We start from the raw sequence: 23,493 nt of genomic DNA, 5'->3' as shown, positions 1-23,493 counted from the left end.
ACTAGGTGTTACTCCTTTTTATTTTACAAAAACACTAGGTTTCCCCTATATATTTAGTTATTTTTCTTAGTTACTCCATTATAATAGTGGCTAAATGCTTCTACTAATGCGTCTACTGACGCATACAATTCTTCTGGTGTATTATCTACCCCTCCCATTTCAATAAGTAATGCATTTGGAGAAAGATCTTGATTATACACTCCGTTACCGCTTTTACGATCTTTAATAAAAATCCCTCGGCTTAAACCGTAATACTTATCATCTAAATATGAATTTATTGCCGTTACTATTTTTTTATTTTTTTCATAGTTAGGATTTTCTCGTCCTAAAATAAAGTAAAGCCGGGCATAATTCTTTCCGTTAATATTTTTTGTAGTAGTATTTTTTCGTGCATCATCTCTATGAAGGTCCATTGGAAACATAATATTTTTATCTTGTGCCAATTTATCTTGTAATATTTGACGGGACCCTTTGTAAGATTGGGCCCAATTTAAATTTTTATTTCGCAGAAAATCCCTCATATTTGTCGTATCATGTGAAACACCGATTCCTTTTTCTTCTAACTTTTGTTTCAAATAATTTCCAACAAACGTAATATTCACTTCATTATTTGTACTAGAAGCATCATCGGGTATAGCAGCACCTGGAATTAGAGGAATAAACGACTCCCAACTATGTGTATGATAAATAAAAACCTTATTTTCACCGTTATTTTGTGTATTTGGATTTTCACCAGTAGAATTGTTTTCTTTCCCACTCTTTGGGTGTTCAATAGCAGTACCTTTATCTTTAATGTTATCTAAAGGAATACTGGATTCTTCCGGAATGTTCGTATAATCTGTTCCTTCCCCAGCAATCAATATTTCCGAATAAAATTGATTCATATTAGGAAGTTCTCGAGTTAATAAACTTCGGAGATCATTTACATTAATGTTTGTAGAAAGTGAAAGTAAAAAAGATTCCAGAGACGCTCGTCCTTTTTCTTTATGGAATTCTTCTGCAAAATAACGATTTTCACTTCCTATCATGTACATAAGACCTTTAGTAGAATTCGTTCCCAATAACTGATTAATATAATACGATTTAAATACGTTTGAATTACTAGAAATAAAGAATGAAGTGAGGATACATATAATCGTGAATAAAATACATATCACTACATATCTTACATTTAATACTTTTAATTTCACTTTATTCATTTTATATCTCCCTTCATTTACTATATTCTTACGCATAAATTTCAAGTAATATGATTACTAATTTAATAGAATTACTTCTACTACTTTGTTTTCATTTAGCCTCTTTCCGTAAAGCGAATGAGGCTAAAGTTGCCGTGCGCAAATATCATCAAAGACTTTTAAACAATTTAAATAACCTGAGTCTATATAAATATAGAACTCAGGTTATTTCATACTGTTTACTCGACAGGAGGCACTGCATTTTGATGGACTTTTTTATTTTCCATGTCAATGCCTAATTGGTCTTTCAATAACTTCATACCTTTTTTTGTAAGATGGACGGCTCGAGTTTTATCCGTTTTTGTAATCCATTCTTGTTCAAAAAACAGTTTTGCTATCGCAGATCCTAACCAACCAGAAATATGGTAGCGTCGTTCACTCCAATCAAGACAAGGTTTTGCAAATATCCTCCTCTTTATATTTGCCGTTTCAACATTTATTCCAAAATTCAGAAACCATTGTTTACCTTGTTCCGTTACAATGTATTCTCCTTCCTTTAAAATTATAAATTCCTTATGTAGTAATTTTTCAGTTATCTCTACACCAAGTCTGCCTGCAAGATGATCATAGCAAGTTCGAGCATAACGAACTTGTTTTAGTTGATCCGATTGTTTTAAAGAGCGAACTGGGGCTGTTGGTGCGATTGTTCCTAACTTTTCAAGAACTTCTGCTACCTCTTGATTAGCAAGTCGATAGTAACGATGTCTACCATGTTGTTCAACTGTAAGTAGATTCCCCTCTACTAATTTAGAAAGATGGGAACTAATCGTTGGATGTGACACTTTTGCCATATAAGCCAATTCACTAGCAGGTAGTGCCTGATTATTCATTAAACAATCTAAGATGATTGCTCTTGTAGGTTCAGCAATTAGTTTAGCTATATATGAGATATTCGGATATACATTCATATTTCGATGATACCCTAACTGTTAAATTGATACAATTATTTTAAGTTAAATAGTAAAGGAGAATGTATTATGAATACAATTGATCTTAGTATATTAAATTTGAAAGAAACCCGAAGGCGCTCAGAAAAATTATGGAATTCTCTTCCCGATAAATTTCTTAATTGGAAGCCTGATAATGAAGCGATGTCCTTTGGTGAGATGATTCGTCATGTATGGAGCTCAACTTTTTACTATCATATGATTTTAAAAAACAACGGCTCAATAAATGACATACATATCCCGTATGATGACGAGCCAATTACTTGTGTAAAAAAAGAAATTGAATTGGCACAATCATACTTTACTGACTTCATAGAATATGTTCAATCCATAAGTATAACTGAGCTAGATTCAACCCTTATTGATCGAAGCGATGTTGGCTATCAAAGATATTTAGGTGATATGCTATTACGAATTGCCTATCATGATGCGGTCCATGCAGGGCAATTTTTACAATATTTACGAATGGTTAACTTGGAAAGACCTTTAATTTGGGATTAGATACGACAAATGTTTACAACGCTTCTATACTGGCATTATAATAATACGCAACCAATTATCTAACTAGTCAAAATCCTTTTCGTTAGTTAAAAAGAGCAGTTTAGTTTTTGTACAATAATTAATATATGGGGCTGATCACGTGAAAAAGCATTCTGAATTAAAAAAGCATTTATGTGAACTAGAGGAAAAGCTATTAGAACCTAAAACTCGTACAGCACCAGAAGAACTAGACAAATTACTTGCAGTCGATTTTTTTGAATTTGGTAGTTCGGGGAATGTTTGGTATAAGAATGATTTTGTTGGTGGAAGTGGACTTAGCGTGAGAAAAATGACTCTTTCTAATTTTGAAATATACTCTTTATCAGAAGGTACCGTGTTGGCGACATATCGTGTAAGAGATGAAACTAGAATGCAGAATACTTTGCGAAGCTCCATTTGGAAAATGATAGATGGAAAATGGCAAATGTTTTTCCATCAAGGAACACTTACAAAATCATAATGATTATTTATATTAAAATGCTGCATTTTAAACTAGTATATCAAGCGAATAAAAAGCACGGATTTGATTAGTAATCAAACCCGTGCTTTCAAACAACTATATTGCCCATAAATAATATAATTTAAGTTAAAAACCTACGACCGAAACGCCGCATCCGCAAGCATAGACAGTGTTGCATCATCCATCGGTGGATTGTGTAGTCCTGCTCTGACATTTAAATAGTAACGGTGAAGCGGATTTTTTTCTGATAAACTTTTTGCTCCTACGATGCGCATTGATTTATCCACTATGGATATCGCCGCATTTGTTACGGCGTATTTCACTGCTGCTAGCTCTGCCTGTAGTGAAAGCTTATCTTCTGCTTCATCGTACTTTTTTGCAATTTGATATAAAAAGACGCGAGCTTGCATAAGCTCGAGTTCTAATTCTCCAACTAATCTTCTAACATTCGGCAATAAACTGATAGAATGATTTAAACTATTTGGCTTGTATGATCCCGCAAACTGAACTGCATAATTTCTTGCTGCTTGTGCAATTCCTAAATAACATGCTGGTATATGTAACAACCAGCCAATACCCTTTTGTTTCACTTTTCCGCCCTTTACATCCGTAAAAAAGCGGTTTTCTATCTCTACATTTTGTAAGACAAGGTCGTGACTAGCAGTCCCTCTCATCGCGACGCTATCCCACGTTTCTTCAATGGATACACCGAGTGTATTTCTCGGAATGACAAACTCACCAACTTCTTCTCGGCCTTCAATACTTGCTGAAATAATAAAATAATCAAGTATTGGCGCCATCGTTGTAAAAGTTTTCCTTCCATTTATAACCCACTTTTCGCCTTGTTGAACCGCTATTGTTTCTGGTTTACCTCCACGCGTCGGACTCCCTGTTTTCGGCTCTGTTGCTGCCCGGTTAAAGAGCGCACCATTACGCACTTCTTCGCAAAACCATTTGAACATCTCATCATTCCAAGAGCGATTTTCCGCTAGCTCTTTCACAATACCAAGATGCCAGCCAATCGATAATGCAGTAGCTCCGCAGCCTTCCGCGATTTTCTCTTGAAATAAAACGAAGTCATATAAAGAAATTACACTACCACCAAATTCCTTCGGTAACGTTAATTTCGTATATCCGATATCTTTCAAATCATTCATATTTTCATACGGAAATGATCCTAATTCACTTAATTGATGCTCCCTTTCCATGAACTTCGGAATCAATTTATTTATTTGTTCAATAATGAAAGATTGTTCTTCTGTTTCAACAAATGAGAGTGCCATACTATAATCTCCTTTATGTTCGATTCATCAACCGCTCACTTTTTCATTATGATTATATGAAGCTACCTCTCTATTGTTTCACTATTCCGATAAAAATACAATGTTTTTGACCAATAAGAAAAGTTCCTATTTTAAGATAGGTTCTTTTCTTATGTTAGTCTCCCTTCAATGCCTTTAATGGCAAAGAGGTTACATATCCAATGTACGAGAATAATTCTTTAAAGAAGAATGGTATTTCTGTGTCTAACGTTTTATATGCTGATGTCGGCGTTGGTGAAGCATACGCTTCAATATTAATATGTTTTGCGATTCTCATTGCACGTTTCATATGAAGTGGATCACTTACAATCGTGTATGTGCGTATTCCGTTCTCTATTCCAACTTCCTTCGCATTCTTTAAGTTTTCTTCAGTGAAAAGGGATTTTGTTTCAATTAAAATATCTTCGTCTTTTACACCTTGTTTCATTGCATATACTCTTGCAGTACGCGCTTCCTCAAGTTCTGCTTCGAATTTAGTACCACCTGTAAAAATAATCTTTTTAATATTTCCGTTCTTATATAAAGAAATCGCATGATTAATTCTTTCTTTAAATACAGGAGATGGTTTTCCGTTCCATGAAGCTGCTCCTAGTACGATACCAGCATCCGTTTTCACGCCATCATTTGTTTTAAAACGATAACTCCAAATATCATAAGCTGCATAACTTACATATAAAATAGCAGAACAAATCATTAGTAAAAATACTTGAAAGATTCGTCTTTTCTTACTCTTCTTATATTCTTTCATTTGTAATTGCCTCCGTACATCATCCATACTTCTATAAAAAAACATTTATATCAAATCATTTTGTTTGAGTTTATTTAAAAGAAGGAACTTTACTTGTTATTTATGTATAAAAGGGTTTTCATTTAAAATTGAGGATTATCAATTCATTTTCATTTGCGGTTTTCATTACATTTTTTAAATTCATAAGTTTATTACCATACAACTACATTGTAACGAATTTTTTCTCAGAAGGGAACGATGAAACAAAAGGAATTAAAATAAAGTAGCATTTTGTAAGAAAAAAGGTATATTTTTCATGCATCACGAACAATATACCTTTCAAAACACGAATTATAGCTTTTCTTTATACAACTCTAATTTTTCTAACAATTGTTCTTTTACGCCTGGCCATTCACTTGAGATAATACTGTACACAACTGCATCTCTCACATAACCATTCGGTAACTTTCTTTCATTTCTAAGCACACCCTCTTTTACTGCGCCTAACCTTTCAATTGCTCGCTGTGCTTTTTCATTTCTTGCATCCGTCTTAATTTGCACCCTCAGCATATGCAGTTTTTCAAAAGCATACTGGAGAAGCATATACTTACACTCTGTATTTATACTCGTACGTTGCACACTTGGATGATACCACGTTTGCCCTAACTCGACTGTTTTATCTTCCACTGAAATATTATATAGACGTGTACTTCCTACAATCGTATTCGTCTGTTGATCCACTACAACGAAAGGCATTTGCATTCCCTTTCCATAACCTTGTATCGCTTTTTGAACATATTGCTGCATCTCTTGAACACTATCCATTTTAGAGATTAAATACGCCCAAATATCCCGATTTCCTTCTACAATCGAAAACAAAGTTTCGACATCATCACTATCCATTAATCGTAACTTTGCTCTTTCGTGAATCATTTCCATTTGTAAGCCCCCTCTTTGTTATTACTATATCATATGAAACAAAAATTAATTATAAGAATAAATGAATATAATTAAAAGAATCCCTTCTATAAAAAGCGACTCTCATGTCATTTTATCTTTACTTAGCCTAAATCAATTTCACTCAACATCTCTTCCTTAGAACCAAACATATGAATTCTTCTTCGAATATAAACATCCCATATAGGGTAGGATGGCTCATCGATAATCATTAATATCGCACTTATAAAAAAGAAAATTCTGGAAATATACAATAAATACTATATAATAATAAACGGGAGGGGATAAAAATGCTAGATCAAATTACTTGGGGAACGCCAGGCAGCTTATTATGCTTAGGATTCTTTTTTGCAGGATTAGGAATCTTTTTAAGAAGCGTTACGTCATATACGAAAGATAAATAAAAGTATCCAAAAACATGAAAGTTGTACATTTTCACGTTTGGGATATTTGATTTTCTTAGCGTACCCTGCTTTTAAACAAAAGAATCCTTCCTTTTACAGAAGGGTTCTTTTGTTATAGCTTTATCTTTTTAACACTTTAAAGCAACAAATAAGCAATCGGCGTAATAATAAGTAACGTTAAGATCGTTCTTTGTACATACAGAATAATAAGTTCCGATACTTTTAACGGAATATCTGTCGATAATATACAAGGAATGGAAGCTGAGAAAAACAATATTGATGAGACCGAAACAACCGCAATAACAAACTTTGTCACGAGCGGTGCACTTACTACTAATAATGATGGCAAAAACATTTCGGCAATACCAACGGATGCCGCTTTAGCAGCTAGTTCTGCTTCTGGAAGCTGTAAAGCCCATGTAAAAGGATAAAAAATATAACTGATCCAATCAAATATTGGCGTAAACTTCGCCAATACGATACCGAGTAACCCTACTGACATAATCGATGGTAAAATTCCCATCGTCATAATGAAACCGTCTTTTAAGTTCACTGCGATATTTTTCATAACGCTCGGTGCAGTTTTTGATACTTCTAATGCATCTTCCCAAGCACGTTCTAACATTTTCTCCTTATAAACAGGCTCTGGAAACCCTTCTTCCGTTACGTATGTATCTGGTTTTCTACTAAGTGGCGGGATTCTTACGGTGATAGCGGTTACGATGAATGTTACAACAAGAGTAGTCCAAAAATAAACATTCCATAAATGCATAATATCTAATGTTTTTGCGATGATAATCATAAATGTTGCGGATACTGTAGAAAACCCTGTAGCGATAATGGCTGCTTCTTTTGTCGTATACTTTCCTTCTTTATAAACTCGGTTAGTAATGAGAAGCGCTAGCGAATAACTTCCAACGAAAGAAGCAACCGCATCAATTGCTGATCGTCCAGGTGTTTTCCATAACGGTCTCATAATCGGACGGCAAAACGTACCGATAAATTCAAGTAATCCGTACCCGACTAATAATGCTAAAAAAGCCGAGCCAATTGGAACGAGTAAACTTACCGATATGACTAGTTTTTCATACAAAAAGGGCCCTACATCTGGTGCAAAGAACCAAGCTGGTCCTACTTTCAAACAATATAATACACCAAAGACAACACCAACTACTTTTAAAATAGAAAAACAAATATCTACGATAGATGCATTCCATTTTTTCGTATAAAACGGATAAATCGCCCCCACTACCATAACGAGTAGAGCGTAATAAGGTACTACGCTCGGAACAGAAGTCCTAATCCATGATACGATATGATCAATCATAATGGAAGAAGCACCGTTTATCGTAACTGGTACGAAAAACATAAACACCCCAACTAGACTAGTGAGTATAAAACGAAAAATGATCCCCTTCTCACTCCCTGTCTTAATTACATTCCTTTTTAATTCAATTTCACTCAAAATTCGACACCCCCATATTATCTAAATATTCTGTATAATTACATTAGATTCCTTCTTTCCATTTCTAATATTTCATCATATAAAAACAGCCTATTTTAAAATAGGCTGTTTCTACTACCTCTCATAATCATCCACAATCACTTGAATCACACGATACGATTCCTCTGCCACCATTTTATTACTAGTCTTATTCGCATCATATGTAATTAACGCCTTCCAAAGCGCCCATCCTCTCGCTCGATTCCACGTTTCTTCATCTATGCGCAATATTTCTTTAAATACGTTTCTACTATTTTCATCAAAAAATGTCCAAGCCATCGCTGCATCACAAGCCGGATCTCCTACTCCTAAAATACCAAAATCAATGACGGCACAAAGCTTTCCGTCCTTAACGAGTAAATTCCCCGGGGCAACATCCCCATGAATCCAAACTGGCTTACGCTCCCACGTTGACTGAAGTGCTACATCCCAAAGATGCTTTAATACTGTTTCATCAAAAACATCCTTATTATTTTCGATAGCAGCTCTCGCCTCTTCATCATATACGGACATAAGCCCACCTCGGTAAAAATTATGTGCTCCGGCTATCGGCCCATTACTCGCATCAATAGATTGCAATTCTACTAGAAATGATCCTAATTTCGCCGCAAATTCATTTAAGTCACGTACATTTCCTTTCGTAACTGTCACTCCTTCTATCCACTTATTAATAGACCAAGGCCATGGATATTCTGCAGAGGGATTCCCTTTCGCAATTGGAGAAGAAATTGGTAAAGAAAGTTCCTTGCTTAATAGCGGAAGCCATTTGTTTTCTTTCTCTACTTGTGGTGCATATGCTACATCACTTGGTAATCTTATACTCATCTCATCCCCTAAGTGAAACGTTCTGTTATCATGCCCACTAAACTTTACAGGTTTCACTTCTAAATGTGCCCATTCAGGAAACTGTTCCTGTATTAACTTTTCAACTAAACTTACGTTAATTGGATGCATTCACATTCTCCTTCTCTTTTGAAACTTACTAAGTCCTTCTGTACTCCCAACATATTCAAAACCATTTTTCTTATAAAAATCATTCAACGTACGATTATGTCCCACACAATCTAGCTTCAAAAACTCTTTGTCGTGTTGTACATTCTCTTCTATCCACCGTAAAATCCATTTTCCAATTCCATTCCCCTTATACTTCCGGTTCACCGCAAATCTATGAATATATAATGAATTAGAAACTTCCTCTTTACCAAAAATACGTTCATCCCATTCATTTTGTTTAGGAGATACCGTAACCGTACCGACAATTTCCTCTTCTCTCATTGCAACATACGTATATTTCTCTTTTATGCCTTCTAATATTTCAGCCGTAGCCTCTCCGCCTAACAGATACTGCCACTGATCTACTTCTTTATATTGTAGCCACTGTGCTACTTCTTTTAATAGCATAATAATACTATCGCTTTCCTCTTCAGTAGCAGTTCGAATTGTATATTCTTGAACTGTAGTTCTCTCCATATTGCCGTTCCCCTTTCATATACTTACTTCTTTTACTAATTTTCGTTTTATACATTATATACCAAAATTAACCACTACACTTTCAAGATATCTATTTTACAGCTTGTATTCCACAAAAAACCGTCTCACTACTAGTGAAACGGTTTTAATTCCTTAAACATTTACTTCGTCTTCACAAAATAATATAAAAACCACACCGCATGATTTTGTTCATCAGCAGCTATTCTGCGTAATAACTCTTTCATATGCGCATCCGATGTCTCATCTGAAATTTCCAAATAAAAATCCACTGTCTTCTGTTCATCTTGTATTGCAAATTCTAATCCTTGTAAGTACGTATTCGGGCATTCTTCCGTAATTTGTGGTTTAGGCTGCTGACCTGTTAAATTTGTATAGATTTGTACAAAATGATGAAAATGCTTTATTTCATCATTACGAATTTCAAGAATTTGATTTCGTTCCGCCGCATTTGGAGCCATGTTAGCTAATTTCGCATAGCAATTTATAGCACTAAACTCTCCATTTATCGCTTTCTCAATATCACGAATCAGCTTATCATTTTGCCTATACCAATCATAATAATTTGAATTATCCATCGTATCCCCTCCATTATTTCGCATAACATTTTATGCAATTTGAAATAGTAGGAGCATGTATACAAAATGAACCACAAATGCGAACTCTTCATTTTCCTATAGACTAATAATCATTTCACCACAAAAAATAACGCTTCACTACGAGTGAAACGTTATTTTGTCTAAGCGTTTAATTCTGTTGTATGTTCCTTTATTATACTACGTTTGAAAGCAGTCATTAAAATAATAACCATACTTACCGCACCAATCCAAACGAGCGCAGTAACAGGTGTACTCCAGCTTAACCCTTTTCCAAAGAAGAATATTTCTCTAAGTCCTTCAATCATAAATCGCATCGGCAACCATGTATACACCCAGTCTTGGTAAAATGGCGACAACATTTCCGGTGCTAACGATAATAACGGTGCCCCGAAGAATAGTAAGAGAGCGAATAAACCGATCCCATTTAGTCCAACTAATGAAAGCACTGCAGAAATCATTAAGAAGAAACTAAAGGATGTAATAGATAAAAACAGTGCCGTATCTGTGAAATTCGAAATGTTTAGTCCTACCATTCCGTCCGCAATCCATGTTAGTCCAAATCCGATTACAAGTGCCGCAATAGCCCCTGTTACGATTTGTTTTACTTTCAATATAAAGTTTTCTTTTCGTGAGCCGACTGGTATTTTACGAATTGCAATAAAGATGATTGCTGCGCTCGCTAAACTTGCAATCCATAACGGCTGGAATAAAGAAATTGGCGAGTTACCATTTGCACTATTTTTGCCGGTTTCATTCACATTTGTTACTTTCTTCGTAATCGGTGTTACTACATTTGAAACTTGGTCTGCTGTTAAAGTAGCTCCTTTTGCTTTCAACCCTTCTAATAGTTGCGCGCGAACAGTATTGTTCACATTATCAACGATCGCATTTAACATTTCTCCTGCCATAGTTGAAGCCGCTGTATTCATTCCTTGATTTATAAATATTTCTACCTCTGGCGAAGATGGCTGTTGTGTTCGTAACGATGCCTGCTTCGTACTAAAGTCTTTCGGAATGACTAACGCCGCGTAATACTCTTGATTATTTAAGCCTTTTTGCACGGATTCCTTATTTTTTACTTCTATCCACTTTACCGCAGGTTCTTCCTCTGCTTTTGATGTCTTTTTCATATTATCAACAATCGTTTGCCCCATATTCATTTTCGGTTGATTCGGAATTTCTACCCCTTGGTCCTCATTTACAATTGCGATTGGCAAGTTTTTCGGTTTAGGTTGAACAGTTGGAAATAATGTTAATGAAAAAATAAAAACTACAAGTAGTGCAATAACCGGTGATAACAATAAAAGTTTATTTTTAAACATTTTCTTTTCTCCTCCTTTAATTTGATTTATAATAACCAACAACGTGTTGTATATTTATATTTTGAATTATATGTTCGAGTTGAACCTTATACAATAATCAAAAATCGTGAATGTGTCGGTTATAAGACACATTTTTAAAATGTGTTGACTAACATTAAGGAGGGATCTACTTTGCGTGATAGTAATTTAGATTTACGTGTTGTTCGTACGAAAACTGCCATACGAAGTGCATTGGTGGAACTAATTGAAGAAAAAGGTTTTGACGCCATTACAGTGAAAGATATTACAACGAAAGCAAACATTAATCGCGGTACTTTCTATGCGCACTATCAAGATAAATTTGATTTAATGACGAAATGCCAAGAAGATATTATGTATGAGTTTTCTAAAATTGCCAAAAAGAAATTCCCGGAAGTTATTGCTGACCTTGGATCAAATCCTTCTCCAACAATGCCATTTATACTTATCACTTCTATTCTTGAATTTCTAAATGAAAATAGTGCTTTTATTAAAGCTGTACTTAGCCCGAAAGGAGACTTGTCTTTCCAAACAAAATTGAAGGATTTTATGTGGAAAACACTATTTGAAGATACGAATGGTGCTCTCATTAATAAAGAAAATTTACTTGTCCCAAGCCAATACTTAACTTCTTATATGGCATCAGCTCATATAGGTGTCATCCAGCAATGGTTAAATAGTGGCCAAAAAGAAACACCTGAGGAAATTGCTCGTATTTTATCTACAATCGCAGTTCATGGGCCTTTTTATGCGGCTGGTTTAAAGAAATGAGCCCATATGCATGGAAACATGTTTTGATCAATCTGAACATCAACAAATTTCCATATGAAAAAAGCTGTTGAAAGGTATTCCCTTCAACAGCTTCTCCATTATTAACGATATAAACGAACTGCACCTGCAGAATTATCGTCTGCTTGTCCAACTACTTCAAATTTCAGTCCCAGCTTCGGTAATTTACGTCCTGCATCTGGGATTAAATCATTCATATACGATTTAGAATCATCAAACTTCGTTACACCTGGTAATCCTTTATAATCATATGTTCCGCGTGTTGGAGATACAACTTTCCATGCTGGCGCTTGATTAAAGGAGAACGCAGCATCTGCAATTTGGAATCGTGTACTATTTTGAACAGTTGGTTTACCATTTAGTGTGCCAACAATTGCTTCTGGGTGAGAGTCAACAACTCCTAAGAAACCTTCTCCTGGATGCAGACCAACCCAATTATCTGTAAAGCTAGAGTCTGCATACCATACGACAAGACCTGTATTATATGGTACACCACTACTATATTTTAACGCTTGATCCGCACCAGCGTAGTTTCTCCACTCTAAATAGTAGTTATGTTTCTTCTTATCAAAACCGTTTGATACAACGAAACCATTTAATTTTAATTTCGCTTCGCCTTCTGCATCATCAGAGAAGACAACATTTCCATCTACTGTTAACGTAGCGTTATCAAGTGTAAAACCGTTCGGTGCTAAACCACCATCTGTAATGTATTCGAATGCTAGTTTTATTTTTTGACCTTTAAATGTGCTTAAGTCATATGACTTATCTACCCATTTACCATCCGTTGTATCTAGACCATTTTTCACATTCTTTTCACCAATGCGATCCACTAACGTTTTCTTACCATCTTCTGTCACTGCATGTACTTCAAGGAAGTCATACTCCGTTTCAATTTCATACAATGTTTTGTAATCAAATTTCGCCTGTGTTGCATTTGTTAAATCAAATACTGGCGTTTCTAATGTTGTATGAAGGTTATCGCCTTTTGTACTATAGTAATATTTCTTACCGAATGCAGGCTGAATACCTTTTACATCTTTATCAGGTAAGTTAACGCGAATTAAACCAGGACGAGCTGATTTCGTTACACTTTGATCTAAGTACGTCGCCAGACCGATACCGCGATTTAATTTATCATAGTCAACCTCTACAATATTTGCCCAGTTCCCACCCATGTTCTTTTGAAAATACTCTTTGTTTTGCGGAGAGAAACTCGGTGGCGTTGTACCTGCAATTTTGCCAGCCCAACTGCCGCCGCTCATAACTGACCAAGAGTTAATTGGCTCACCTGCTCCTGAGTACTTCGTATCATATTCATCTGGAAGGCCTAAATCATGACCAAATTCATGTGCGAATACACCAACTGCTCCATCTTCTGGTTCAATTGTGTAGTCGTATGCTGCCATTTTACCGCCCCAATTGTCAACCTTTGCTTTTGTTCCTTCAATTGGATATGGTGTTCCAAGGTTCCAGCGATGTGACCAAATTGCGTCATCACCTAGTCTACCACCGCCTCCATCTTGTCCAACTCCCGCGTGAATAACCATTAAATGATCAATTAGACCATCTGGCTCGTTTTTATTGCCATCGCCATTATTGTCATATTGATCGTATTGGTCAAATTCAGATAAATCAATTCCACTTTCTACAGCTGCATTTAATGCCTCTTTCACAAAATCACGTGGGCCTTTTGGGCCTTTATTATCATGACCACCATCTCCTGCATCTGCCCCATAATCCGCTGCATTACCAGGAACTGTTAACCACTTTGTTACTGTCCCATCGACTGTATAACTACCACCAGATTGCTCTTCATAATATTGTTTAAATGTTGGGACTTTTGAACCATCAAAGAGTGTAAATGGCTCATCGCCAAATAACATTTTTTGATAATGTTCTGGATTAAAATCATTTGAATACATATAACCTGGTACTTGATCAATATTGTTATGCTTAAAATCAGCAAACTCTACTAGCAATACTAGAACTTTATCTTTACGAACATCACCATTATATTGTTTTTGCTTCGCTGAAGTAGTTGGTACTTTGCCGTTTAATCCCCCTTTAACCGGCGCTTCACCTACTACTGGACCAGCAGCAGGCTGATCAACTTTCTCTTTCGCATCTGCTTTTGCATCTTTAACTTTTTTCAAAAAGTCAAAAGCTTCTCTTGAGACACTATCCCCTGCTGCTGGTTCTTTTCCAGCATTTTCACCTTTTTTCTTCTCTACGTATTTTTCAACAGCTTTTAATGTGTCCTCTTTCGACGTAGATTCACTAATTACACCGCGTTTCTTGAGTGCATCTGCTAAACGATCCTCTTGAATTAAATTTTCATCAATTGGACTTACAGTTCCTGTATGAGACGGCGTTGCCGCATAAACAGATTGACTACTAAATCCAAATGTGCAACTAAGCACAGCTGTCGCCGCAAGCGTAGACAGCACCTTAAAAGGTTTTTTCTTCATCCCTATTCCTCCCCAATATTAAATACGTTATAACGTTTATATAATAATGAAAATTCAGATAACTTACAAGATGTTGTCTGAATTTGTAATATTTTTGAAAAGATTCTTTAGTTCGAATTGGTATACATTCTGATTCATCAATGTTCCAGGTGGTAATTGCTAGCTAAAAAAATAAAGAGATTAGTCACTAATTATAGTGATTAATCTCTTTATTATCTAAGCACAACTACAACACTTCAATATACCCTTCTGTTCCATGTACCCGAATTCGCTGTCCATCTTTTATTAATTTCGTAGCATTCTCTACCCCAACGACTGCCGGTAAGCCATATTCACGTGCGATAACTGCTCCGTGCGTCATGAGTCCGCCGACTTCAGTGACTAATCCTTTTATAGACACAAATAACGGTGTCCAGCCCGGGTCAGTAAAAGCAGTAACTAATATATCTCCTTCTTCTAAATCCGCTTCTTCCATGTTTAAAATAACGCGTGCTCTCCCCTCAACTACACCTGAAGAAACAGGCAAACCTATGATAGCCTCGACTGGAAGATTTCCACGTTTATACTTACCTGTAATGATTTCTCCATCAGACGTCATTACACGCGGAGGCGTTAGTTTTTCATATAATTTATAATCATTTTTTTGTTTATGAATAAGCTCGTAATCTAATTTATTCGTACGAACAACTTCGTGAAGCTCTTCAAAAGTTAGATAGTATATATCATCAACTTCATGAATGACACCGCTCTGCACAAGTTGCTCAGCTTCTTTCAGTAACGCCTGCTTATATACAAAATAGCGATTAATCATGCCGTATTTCGGGTATTCACGATAACCGATGAAATTCCGGATGTTACGAATCATATGCTTCGTCTCTTCTACTTTTTGTTTACCATCCGGCAAATGCTGCAATCGCTCTACTAACTCTTCTTCTTTTTTCAAAGCTTCTTGCAATCCTTCTTCAAATTTCCGTTTACTCGCACCATATTCAAAGTCTCTAATGTTATTTAAAATCATCGGGATAATAGTAGTTGGCTTTTTAATCCAGCGTATTTTCGTAATATCTATTTCTCCGCTGCATCTCATTCCGTATTTATTTAGAAAAGCACCAATTGCATCTCGAGCTTTCTCCCCACCTTTAAACTGAACTAATTCGTCTAAAAAGCTATCATCTTTTACATGTTGTAAATACGCAATAACTTCTGGATACGGCCGAATCACATCAGCAACATCCATTAATGCTAGCCCCATTTCAGACGTAATATTGTTTTGTACTGATTGAGAAAGTGTGTCTGCTGCATTCTTTTCGCCTAGCCATTGCTCCATATTTTCATTAATCCATGTTGAAGCATTCATACCCGCCATAATGGCAGCGATACTTTGCGGATTAAATAATACTTTCTTTAATTGCTGAATATCTTCCAAAATAAAATCAAGTACATCCACCCCTGATTTCGTTTGCATGTTTCGTTTTAACTCTTCGATTGATGCCTCACTATTCTTTATTAAATTCGTAACAATTGCCGGATCATTTTCGATTTCTGGTTGCGAGCTTGCAGGCGGCACACTTTTACTAGCGCTCTTTCCTGTTTCATCATCTGGTAACAATGTAATAAAATCATCTCGCTCGACTACAGTCGTTAATGCATCTCTTATGAGCGGATCAGATTTCCCTAAAGTGTTTATTAAGAAATCCCTGCTAGCAGGTGAAGCTAATCTTTGTGTAGCATCCACAAATAGCCTTCCTCCCGCTTTACGCATAGGGGCATTAGTCGTTAACAAGAAAAAAGATAATCCTAGTGGTTTCATCGCATCGGTCATCATTTGTTGATGACCAACTGATATATACACATGATTTTCCCCATCATTTTCTTCAGGAATTGGATATAAAGTCGTGATTGGTCGACTTTGAACTATATAAAATGTATCATCCACTAAACACCATTCAATATCTTGTGGACAGCCAAAATAAGCTTCAATCTGTCTTCCGCTGTGTGCCAGTTGTAATATTTGTTGCTCTGATAATGTTTGAAGCTTTTGCTGAGCCGGATCAATGTGTTTTTTCTCTGTTCCGCCCTCTTTTAAGGCATAGATAGCTACTTTTTTAGTTGAAATCACCTTATCGACGATTTCGCCTTCTTTTACTTTATAATTATCAGCAGAGACAAGTCCTGATACTAACGCTTCACCAAGTCCAAAACTGGCATCGATTGATAATACCTTTCGGTTAGAAGTAATCGGATCAGCCGTAAATAAAATGCCCGAAGCCCGTGGGAAGACCATTTTTTGAACGACAACGCATATAGAAACTTGATTCTGCTCAAAACTATTTTGCATGCGGTACATAACTGCTCGCTCTGTAAATAAAGAAGCCCAGCACTTTCTTATATGCTGCAAAATCGCTTCTTTTCCGGTAATATTTAAATACGTATCTTGTTGACCAGCAAACGAGGCATACGGTAAATCTTCAGCCGTAGCACTAGAACGCACAGCATACGCATGTTCATTTCCAAAACGTGAGAGATATTGAACTACCGATTCCACTACATCGAAAGGGATTTCTACTCCCATAATGACTTCTCTAATCTTCTTACTCATTTCACCAATTTGAGCTCGCTCTTCCTTTTTCAGTTTTGTTAGCTGCTGCAATAAAGTTTGAAGCTCTTCATTTTGCTCGATAGCCTTTTCATATCCTATCGTTGTAACACAAAAACCTTCTGGCACTTGTATCCCTTGCATGTTGGATAACTCCCCTAAATTCAATCCTTTTCCACCAACGAGCGAAAGCTGTGTTTTTTCTATTTCCTGAAAATCGAGAACGAAAGAACTCATGTAACATCTCTCCTTATTTTGCCTGTGCTCTTGATTGTAGCAGTAGTAAATACGAATAAACAGTCTATTTCGAACTTGATTTACGTGATATAATTAAGTTAGGAAGAGATATTTCTTTTTACTTACTAAAACAGAATGGATCAGAATTCAACTAATGTTATGTACTTATAAATAAGATTCTATATACGATACGGGTATATAAACCCAAGCAGTATAAAAAAATACACCTTCATTTATTGAAGGTGTATTTTTTTATTTTTATCACTTTTAAATGGGTTATTACATTCGTTAATTTGATTCATAAATAATACATATTAAAATCTCTTTCGAGACTTATATAAAGATTAAAATAGTAACCTTAAATTCATTTAATTAATGCCTAGTCCTGCACTTGCATAACCCGTAATAGTATTAACAAGTGAAAGACCAGAAGCTGTAGCGGAAAAAACAAGCAAGAGTCTTGTTGCTGGAGTTACCGGAATATTCAATCCCGTTATTATCCCAGATGATATAGTTCCTAGAGCTAATGCACCCGTTAAAGAAGGTGCTAAAGTAACTGTTGCCCCTGGGATCGGGCTAAAAGTATTATCCGGGGTAGTTGACTGATACAATTGCGCATTTAATGTCACCGTCGTACCAACCAAGCTTAATGCGACAGTAACACTAAAATATGCTGCTAACGAAGTAATAGTACCACTACGCGGCATTGAAAATGCAAAATTTATAATAGGGCCTAATGCCGTACCGGTCAAATCAATATTGCCTCCAACAACCGTTATACCTGTCGCCGAACTCCCAAATCCAACTAAACTTGTTGTTCCTACTAATCCACCTGCAATTGTAGTCAAAATAACCGGGCCGCCAGAAGCAAATGGTACAATTGCTCCACTTCCGGTTGCTCCCGTTCCTCCGGTTGAACCTGTACTTCCTGTCGCTCCCGTTTCTCCGGTTGAACCTGTATTTCCGGTCGGTCCCGTTCCTCCGGTTGCTCCCGTATTTCCAGTTGTTCCCGTTCCTCCGGTTGGACCCGTATTTCCAGTTGCTCCCGTTCCTCCGGTTGGACCCGTACTTCCAGTTGCTCCCGTTCCTCCGGTTGGACCCGTACTTCCAGTTGCTCCCGTTCCTCCGGTTGAACCTGTATTTCCAGTCGGGCCTGTATCTCCGGTTGAGCCTGTATTTCCGGTCGGCCCTGTATTTCCGGTTGAGCCTGTATTTCCGGTCGGCCCTGTATTTCCGGTTGCTCCCGTGTCTCCTGTTGGACCTGTACTTCCGATTGATCCCGTATTTCCAGTTGCTCCCGTATCTCCGATTGAGCCTGTATTTCCAGTTGCTCCCGTACTTCCGGTCGGCCCTGTATCTCCGGTTGCTCCTGTACTTCCAGTTGCTCCCGTGTCTCCGGTCGGGCCCGTATTTCCGGTTGAACCTGTATTTCCAGTTGCTCCCGTACTTCCGGTCGGCCCTGTATCTCCGGTCGAACCTGTATTTCCAGTTGCTCCCGTACTTCCGGTCGGCCCTGTATCTCCGGTTGCTCCTGTACTTCCGGTTGCTCCCGTGTCTCCGGTCGGGCCCGTATTTCCGGTTGAACCTGTATTTCCAGTTGCCCCCGTACTTCCGGTCGGCCCTGTATCTCCGGTTGCCCCCGTACTTCCGGTTGCTCCTGTATCTCCGGTTGCTCCTGTATCTCCGGTTGCCCCCGTACTTCCGGTTGCTCCCGTATTTCCTGTCGGCCCCGTAGGAAATGTTATTGATGGAATTGGCGGAAAAGTAGGTCCAATTAAATCAGGATCTATTGCATGAGCTTGAAGCAATTCATATATTTTTTGCATTTCATTTTTATCAGCCACATCATCAACTCCTATAATACGACTGCATTATATTGATACGCGAAATTATATTACCCTTCATTTGTCTTTATATAATATGTGTTCCCGGTACTATTATGCTTCTTATACCAAAGCTAACTTTTTAAGTACTATTAAATTAATTTATTAAAATCACATCAAATGTCATATCAACAATACGTATATCTTTTCACTGATATTTATTGGCGCATTATACAAATCCGACATCTCTAGTTCGATCTTGTAAAGTATTTAAAGATAAAAAACGCCATTCTTTCCTATTAGAAATCGGCTATTAAATTTCAACTTACATCCGTCCTCAATTCAATATTCATTGAAAGTTATGTACTAAATAAATTGTTCCGATACAGCTATCCGTAAAAATAGGTAGCCCTTCACCTATATCAATCTAGGATAGCAATTACACCCTATGAAGAAAAGACACCCACGTGAGTGTCTACTTCAACCTTCTTGTAGATTTTGTATGAAATGATTTTATATTGATTCGTTATCGGTCTTTTTAGTTACTAGTGGTTTTTTTATTCTTTTTAGCTTTTCACAATTTGATAATGCCAGCAGAGTACGTCCACTTACATGTGCGCCCCTTTTTGTTTTCAATTAACGCGTTCGTATACAATTATTTAGATACCTTTATTGTTATTTCATATATAAATACTTCCTCCATATATTATAAAAAACCATCAAAATATAAAGGGAGGCAAAAAAATGCCTATCACAAATATTTATGATTTTATATCTAAGTATGGGCGTCCCCCTCATTTTCACAAAGACTTTCCCCTAATCTTATTTTGGAGCCAAAAAAGCGGCTGCACTTCACTTGTATATTGGTTCTTTTATCACATTAATTTATTTAAAGAAGCGGTTAAATATAATCCCTTTGTTCATCACTATGAATTTGAAATTTATAAAAACTCCATACCTTATTTCATTGATTTAGCCAATGCATTACAAAAAAAAGAAAAAGACACCTATAAATTAGTAAGAAATCCCTTCAAAAGGGCCGTAAGCTCCTTTATTTCTCTGATTCCTGCTCCGTATTACGAATCCATTGAATGGAAGCACATCCGTCGTTATCTTTATGGTGATGAATCCTGTAATAAAAGAATTTCCTTTAAACTTTACTTGTACTATTTAAAAGCACATGCACCGGATTTTGAGGGCGTAAATCCACACTTCACACCACAGTATATACAAGGAGAAGAAGAGTTTGTAACAAATTATATTTACCTGGAGAATCTCTCTACGGAACTTTCTAATTTAGAAGACAAATACGGATTAAAAAAATCTCCTCTAAATGGATTGATTAACTCGTGGCACCACCAAAACAAATTAGCAGTTTACAAGGGGACATATGCAGATGGGGATATTACTGATCCTTTATTCCCAAGACATCCCACCTACGATAGTTTTTATGATGAAGAAACAATTCAATTGGTCAAAGATATTTTCAAAGATGATTTCAAGACATATGAATACTCATTAAATCTAATTTAAAAAGATAACAGATCATTAGAAACCTTTTCATATATGATAGAGAAACTTAAATCCAGCTAATTAAATTTCCTCATACAGCTCTTATAATAATTTAGGACACTGTGTAACAGTGTTCTTTTTTATGAAATTCTAATTTCGTCATTCATTAACATCACTACATTTTTATAATACGTTTTATTTATCTCCACTATTTATCCTGCTATTTATATATAATTAAATCAAAAATATCCAATTTAATTTTTGCTTTGCGACATAATATTTATTGTTGTTGGAAAAAACCTAGATTTTTATTATAAGAGCATTTTAATTAAACGTACAACCACTTTCCTATTTATAGCTTTTCTATACCTTTATTTTTATATTATTAAACCCTGTAAATTATTTTCACTTTAATTATTAAACATACATATATTATTTATAATAATTTTTTAAGAACATAACCCTTTCCTTATTAATTTTTATTTAACAATCAACTACATTTACCCTTTAACGGAATTTACTCGTAAAAATCACTGGGTTTTAAATGCAATACATTAGTTAGTTTATTCAATAGAGGATGATTATATTGGAATTCAAAGAGTTACATGGATTATACGATGATGTTATTAGTTTAGGTGAAAACTGTTATACTGCCATCAATTCACAAAAATACAAGCTAAGGAAACATTCTGGTCCTCTAGATTGGGTTACGTCGCCAGATCTCTCCTCCATAAATGGTTTATTAAAAAATGATTTCATAGATTTTATGGATTTAGATAATATGTATGCAATGGCAGATAAAAATATTGTTTTTAATGATGGGGTGATACAACCTGTATCCTCCCATATTGTAAAAGATATAAAATATAACATAACATCCTATCATGATTTCCCTGTTATCTCCAATAAAGAATGGTCTACCACATATCCTGAATTTAAACAAACATTAGATCGAAGAATTAATAATTTTTATAAAATAATGGAAAAATCCCAATCTATTTTATTTGTTAGATGGGGTGGTAATCTCATTGAGACACTAGAATTACAGTCTATGTTATCAAGGATTGTTAGAAATAACTTTAAGATACTTCTACTCTCTCCAACAGGAGCAGAAAATGAAATCACGACATTAGAATGGGGTATCGATCACGTTTGTACACTTCAAGTTTCAAAGAATTATTTGAATAAAAGAACATGGTATATATTATTAAAAGATATACACCTAAATTCAAAAATATAAACATATAATCTCATTGAATGTGAACTACATTAGCTTTCTCCTCTTCGCCACTCACATACAATTCATCCCTAATCCAACTACACGTTCTATTTCTTTCTGCGTGATTTCTTTTTCATATTTAGTCAAAATAGACACGTAATTGGCATAGAAATCGTACACGATTTGATGTGGGATATTTTGCATTATCTCTCACCTACCGCTAGACTATCGCCTTTCACACGCTTGAACTTCCTTCGGATAGTACATTAAAAAGTACGGTTTCAAGTAAATATAACAAAAAAATTCCAAATTGAATAAATAAAATGTTTTCGGCCTATTATCTTTCATGTCATTCCTCCCATGTAAATTTATTCTTTGTTAAAAATACTGCTTGATACTCTGGATTTAAGCGAAGGTCTTGCGTATGCTCTGCAGTTCCTATAAATTTCTCCTCCAGTTCTTCTAAACTTGTTCCATAAAAAGATGTTAAAGCACTCCAACGTTTAGATAAGGTTGGAGCAATTTGTAACCTTCTCCTTTTCATTTGATCGTTCCATGGACTAAAATAGAATTTCAAAACAAAAGCCGGTGAAGGATACAACTGGAATGAATACGCTGATGAATGTCTCCCTGGCGTATATTCCCCGCTTTTATAATCGTGGATCAACCTCCAACTTTTTCCGGGATGTGGATTGTGTGGAAAATAACCATGAAATCTTTGTTCTACCAATGGAATAGAGTATCTTGGATTACGATATTCATAATTTAAAGGATCGGCCATTAAGATCATTCGAATTGCATATATCCTCTTTTTTAATTCATTTAGCGAATTAAAAAATTCAGTTTTATTTGGATAACAAAGAAATTCGGTAGTATTTAAAGTCATTTTCCACCCTGTCACTTCACTTTCAATATCCATAACTTCATTATCCACTTGTTCCGCGTCGAACTCTGGTACTCTTGAATTCCTCACTTCCCAGTTCGGTGCGAATATTCTACACATCTCCACTGATCGATCTGTAGAACCCCTATTTATTAAAATACCATGATCAAAAACTTGTTTATGATGCATTAACCACCAAGGTAGTAAATATTCTTCATTATAAAAGTGCGAGATTAATGTAGTGATAATCAACACCCCTTAGTTGTTTTAATATCCCACGCTACTCCCTACCCTCATATCATTTATAAGCATTTTTTATGTCCACTATGAAACAATATTAGACATAAAAATAATTATTTTTTAGTTATAAAAATGGTAATAAAACCATATGGTATTATTGCAGATTATTTTCCAAAGGATGTCATACAACTTCCTTT

General features: G+C 35.8%; 19 protein-coding genes and 1 pseudogene. 5 read left to right on the top strand and 15 right to left on the bottom strand.

Annotated elements, in window-relative coordinates:
- Positions 1-53 precede the first annotated feature (53 nt).
- Positions 54-1,199, bottom strand: coding sequence for a stage II sporulation protein P (locus KVT31_RS17890; protein WP_088096878.1), 1,146 nt, complete (start codon positions 1,197-1,199; stop codon positions 54-56).
- Between the two features lie 218 nt (positions 1,200-1,417).
- Positions 1,418-2,146 carry an ArsR/SmtB family transcription factor gene (locus KVT31_RS17885; RefSeq protein WP_088096879.1) on the bottom strand — a complete coding sequence of 243 codons (729 nt, stop codon included), beginning with the start codon at positions 2,144-2,146 and terminating at the stop codon, positions 1,418-1,420.
- A gap of 69 nt (positions 2,147-2,215) precedes the next feature.
- Between KVT31_RS17885 and KVT31_RS17880 the strand changes: the two genes are divergently transcribed.
- Positions 2,216-2,686, top strand: a complete 471-nt coding sequence (locus tag KVT31_RS17880; protein WP_088096880.1) for a DinB family protein — start codon at positions 2,216-2,218, stop codon at positions 2,684-2,686.
- A 139-nt stretch (positions 2,687-2,825) separates the two neighbouring features.
- A complete protein-coding gene (locus KVT31_RS17875; protein ID WP_088096881.1) occupies positions 2,826-3,185 on the top strand; it encodes a nuclear transport factor 2 family protein in 360 nt (119 codons plus the stop codon).
- A gap of 134 nt (positions 3,186-3,319) precedes the next feature.
- On the opposite strand, the gene KVT31_RS17870 is transcribed toward KVT31_RS17875, so the two are convergent.
- From KVT31_RS17870 to KVT31_RS17835, 8 genes are all read right to left on the bottom strand, one after another.
- The gene (locus KVT31_RS17870; RefSeq protein WP_088096882.1) at positions 3,320-4,468 is read right to left on the bottom strand and encodes an acyl-CoA dehydrogenase family protein; all 1,149 of its coding nucleotides are present in this window, start codon (positions 4,466-4,468) and stop codon (positions 3,320-3,322) included.
- 154 nt (positions 4,469-4,622) lie between these two features.
- On the bottom strand, positions 4,623-5,255 hold the full coding sequence (locus KVT31_RS17865) for a YdcF family protein (RefSeq protein ID WP_088096883.1): 633 nt from the start codon (positions 5,253-5,255) through the stop codon (positions 4,623-4,625).
- A gap of 330 nt (positions 5,256-5,585) precedes the next feature.
- Positions 5,586-6,173, bottom strand: coding sequence for a GNAT family N-acetyltransferase (locus KVT31_RS17860; protein WP_088096884.1), 588 nt, complete (start codon positions 6,171-6,173; stop codon positions 5,586-5,588).
- Positions 6,174-6,731: 558 nt separating this feature from the next.
- Positions 6,732-8,060 (bottom strand): YjiH family protein, encoded by a 1,329-nt coding sequence (locus KVT31_RS17855; RefSeq protein ID WP_088096885.1) that lies wholly within the window; start codon positions 8,058-8,060, stop codon positions 6,732-6,734.
- A gap of 114 nt (positions 8,061-8,174) precedes the next feature.
- The gene (locus KVT31_RS17850) at positions 8,175-9,053 is read right to left on the bottom strand and encodes an aminoglycoside phosphotransferase family protein (protein WP_088096886.1); all 879 of its coding nucleotides are present in this window, start codon (positions 9,051-9,053) and stop codon (positions 8,175-8,177) included.
- Positions 9,054-9,569, bottom strand: a complete 516-nt coding sequence (locus KVT31_RS17845) for a GNAT family N-acetyltransferase (protein WP_088096887.1) — start codon at positions 9,567-9,569, stop codon at positions 9,054-9,056.
- Between the two features lie 161 nt (positions 9,570-9,730).
- Positions 9,731-10,165, bottom strand: a complete 435-nt coding sequence (locus KVT31_RS17840; RefSeq protein ID WP_088096888.1) for a ferritin-like domain-containing protein — start codon at positions 10,163-10,165, stop codon at positions 9,731-9,733.
- A 161-nt stretch (positions 10,166-10,326) separates the two neighbouring features.
- Entirely contained in the window at positions 10,327-11,547 is a 1,221-nt protein-coding gene (locus KVT31_RS17835; protein ID WP_140392495.1) for a YhgE/Pip domain-containing protein, read from the bottom strand.
- 132 nt (positions 11,548-11,679) lie between these two features.
- Between KVT31_RS17835 and KVT31_RS17830 the strand changes: the two genes are divergently transcribed.
- Entirely contained in the window at positions 11,680-12,297 is a 618-nt protein-coding gene (locus KVT31_RS17830) for a TetR/AcrR family transcriptional regulator (RefSeq protein WP_088096890.1), read from the top strand.
- A 101-nt stretch (positions 12,298-12,398) separates the two neighbouring features.
- Here KVT31_RS17830 and KVT31_RS17825 read toward each other — a convergent pair whose 3' ends face one another.
- The 3 genes from KVT31_RS17825 to KVT31_RS17815 form a co-directional block, all read right to left on the bottom strand.
- Positions 12,399-14,786 (bottom strand): immune inhibitor A domain-containing protein, encoded by a 2,388-nt coding sequence (locus tag KVT31_RS17825; protein WP_088096891.1) that lies wholly within the window; start codon positions 14,784-14,786, stop codon positions 12,399-12,401.
- 226 nt (positions 14,787-15,012) lie between these two features.
- On the bottom strand, positions 15,013-17,619 hold the full coding sequence (ppsA, locus tag KVT31_RS17820) for a phosphoenolpyruvate synthase (protein WP_088096892.1): 2,607 nt from the start codon (positions 17,617-17,619) through the stop codon (positions 15,013-15,015).
- A 368-nt stretch (positions 17,620-17,987) separates the two neighbouring features.
- Positions 17,988-19,445 carry an exosporium glycoprotein BclB-related protein gene (locus tag KVT31_RS17815; RefSeq protein WP_217613538.1) on the bottom strand — a complete coding sequence of 486 codons (1,458 nt, stop codon included), beginning with the start codon at positions 19,443-19,445 and terminating at the stop codon, positions 17,988-17,990.
- A 741-nt stretch (positions 19,446-20,186) separates the two neighbouring features.
- Between KVT31_RS17815 and KVT31_RS17810 the strand changes: the two genes are divergently transcribed.
- Positions 20,187-20,975: a sulfotransferase family 2 domain-containing protein gene (locus KVT31_RS17810; protein ID WP_088096893.1), complete on the top strand. Its 789-nt coding sequence runs from the start codon at positions 20,187-20,189 to the stop codon at positions 20,973-20,975.
- 556 nt (positions 20,976-21,531) lie between these two features.
- Positions 21,532-22,194, top strand: a complete 663-nt coding sequence (locus tag KVT31_RS17805; protein WP_088096894.1) for a DUF1796 family putative cysteine peptidase — start codon at positions 21,532-21,534, stop codon at positions 22,192-22,194.
- Between the two features lie 28 nt (positions 22,195-22,222).
- Here the strand turns inward: KVT31_RS17805 and KVT31_RS30325 are convergent.
- Positions 22,223-22,361: pseudogene (locus tag KVT31_RS30325) on the bottom strand (RNA-guided endonuclease TnpB family protein); the annotation flags it as partial.
- A 161-nt stretch (positions 22,362-22,522) separates the two neighbouring features.
- Positions 22,523-23,305, bottom strand: coding sequence for a glycosyltransferase family 2 protein (locus KVT31_RS17800; protein WP_088096949.1), 783 nt, complete (start codon positions 23,303-23,305; stop codon positions 22,523-22,525).
- Between the last annotated feature and the right edge of the window lie 188 nt (positions 23,306-23,493).

The sequence above is a fragment of the Bacillus sp. GbtcB14 genome (genome assembly GCF_019091205.1).
Classification (GTDB): domain Bacteria; phylum Bacillota; class Bacilli; order Bacillales; family Bacillaceae_G; genus Bacillus_A; species Bacillus_A cereus_AG.
This window is presented reverse-complemented; position numbering and strand designations above follow the sequence as displayed.